This window comes from Mesorhizobium sp. M7A.F.Ca.MR.362.00.0.0 (assembly GCF_004023175.1).
GTDB lineage: Bacteria > Pseudomonadota > Alphaproteobacteria > Rhizobiales > Rhizobiaceae > Mesorhizobium.
The window spans coordinates 1-1720 of sequence record NZ_RZTF01000217.1 but is presented as its reverse complement, the minus strand read 5'-3'; the positions used below and the strand labels follow the sequence as shown (position 1 = coordinate 1720).

Here is a 1720-nt window from a genome sequence, read left to right as displayed (position 1 = left end):
GGGCCAGCATGCTGCGCGTCGGCGCGACATGGAAAACGTTGACGCGGCAGTCCTCCTCGCGAAGGCTGTCGTCGGTGGCGCCGACGTTGAAGATCAGCACGCCTTTGTCGCGGGCGATGTCGGCGATCGACAGCAATTGTTTGGCTGAAAGATCGGCGACCACATAGCGGTCGCCCTTGGCGATCATGCCTTCGAATGCCTGAACCGCGTCGCCGTCGGGCTTGATCTCGGTCACGTCGAGGCTGAATTTCTGGTTGGTGAACTTTCCGGTCGTATTGTTGTCGCCGATCGCAACCTCGGCGCCGGCGACACCTTCGTCACGTGGCGGCAAGTCGAGCATGGAAAGCGTCAATTGCGGTGCGTAGGCCCGCAAATAGCCTATCTTGATTTCGGTTGTCTTTTTTTCCGGCTTCGCCACCGTTTCCTGGCCTGTCGCGTCGGAAACGTTGACGGTCAGGGAAAAAAAGCACAAAAAGGCAGCGAGAGTGCCTGGCACCGCGCTCGTCATCGATAGTAATTACCCATTCTTGCGCAAAGGTTCGACGGTTGCCGGACCCGCGCCAAGTCAAGGTGCCCATGATCAACTTAGCCGACCCGCAAAATTTATCAAACCCTATCGGAAGACTTTTCGCGCCTGCCAGAACGGTGCGGAAGGTCGCCAGCGTCGATTCGCATGGCAACACCGGCGAGACGTGGCGCAGGGGGATCGACTGCCTCTATAAAAACGTCTTGTCCTCCAAACTGGAGAAACTGTTCAAATGACCAGAATGCTGGCAAGCGTCACCGGCATCGAAGAGGCGGAGATCGCTCTTTCTGGAGGTGTCGACATCGTCGACCTGAAGGACCCGAAGGCGGGAGCTCTGGGCGCGGTGTCCACGGAAACCATGCGCCGAACGATTTCGTTCATCGCTGGTCGGGCTCCGGTCAGCGCGGTCTGCGGCGACCTGCCGATGGAACCCGAAACGATCCGCATCAAGGCCGAAGAGATCGCGGCGACCGGCGTCGACTATGTGAAGATCGGATTTTTTCCTTCGGCGAATATCTCTGCCTGCGCACAGGCGCTCGAACCGCTCGCCGCACGAACGAAGCTGATTGCCGTGCTGTTTGCCGATCTGGCGCCGGACTTCGAGCTTCTGCCGATATTCGCCAGGCATCGCTTCCATGGCGTGATGGTCGATACCGCGCAAAAGGGGAAGGGCCGGCTGCTCGATCATCTGCCGCCGGAGCGTATTCCGGGATTCGTCGACCGAACGAAATCGCTCGGTCTGATGGTCGGCCTGAGTGGATCGCTGGAAGCTCCGGATATTCCGCGCCTATTGCCTTTCGCTCCCGATTTTCTCGGCTTTCGGGGGGCGCTGTGTGGCCATTCCGGTCGCACGAGTTCGATCAGCGCCGAGGCGGTCTCGCAGATTCGAGAGTTGATCCCGGCGGAATCCGGGACCGGCGGTCAATCGAGTATCGACTATCGCCTGTTGGCGGCGAGAGGCTATTCGCCGGACACCGACCCGACATTGGGCACGGACAGGATTTTTGTGCGGGATTTTGTTCTGCCGGTCCAGATCGGTGCCTACAGCTTCGAGCATGGCCATACTCAAAAAGTGCGCTTTGATGTGGCCGCCGACGTGCTGCAAATCACCGACCATCCCGAGGACATGCGCCATGTGTTCTCTTATGACATCATCATGGACGGCATTCGCACCATCGTCGCGCGGGGACATAT

2 protein-coding genes are annotated in these 1720 nt (G+C 59.2%); one reads left to right on the top strand and one right to left on the bottom strand.

All coding sequences use genetic code 11. The features are described 5' to 3' along the window. A partial coding sequence (locus tag EOC06_RS43295) for an ABC transporter substrate-binding protein (RefSeq protein WP_368773598.1) occupies positions 1-508 on the bottom strand: 508 nt, incomplete at its 3' end. Positions 509-758: 250 nt separating this feature from the next. On the opposite strand from EOC06_RS43295, the gene EOC06_RS23315 reads away from it, so the two are divergent. After that, positions 759-1720 (top strand): (5-formylfuran-3-yl)methyl phosphate synthase (locus EOC06_RS23315; RefSeq protein WP_128308893.1); only part of this gene is annotated, 962 nt, incomplete at its 3' end.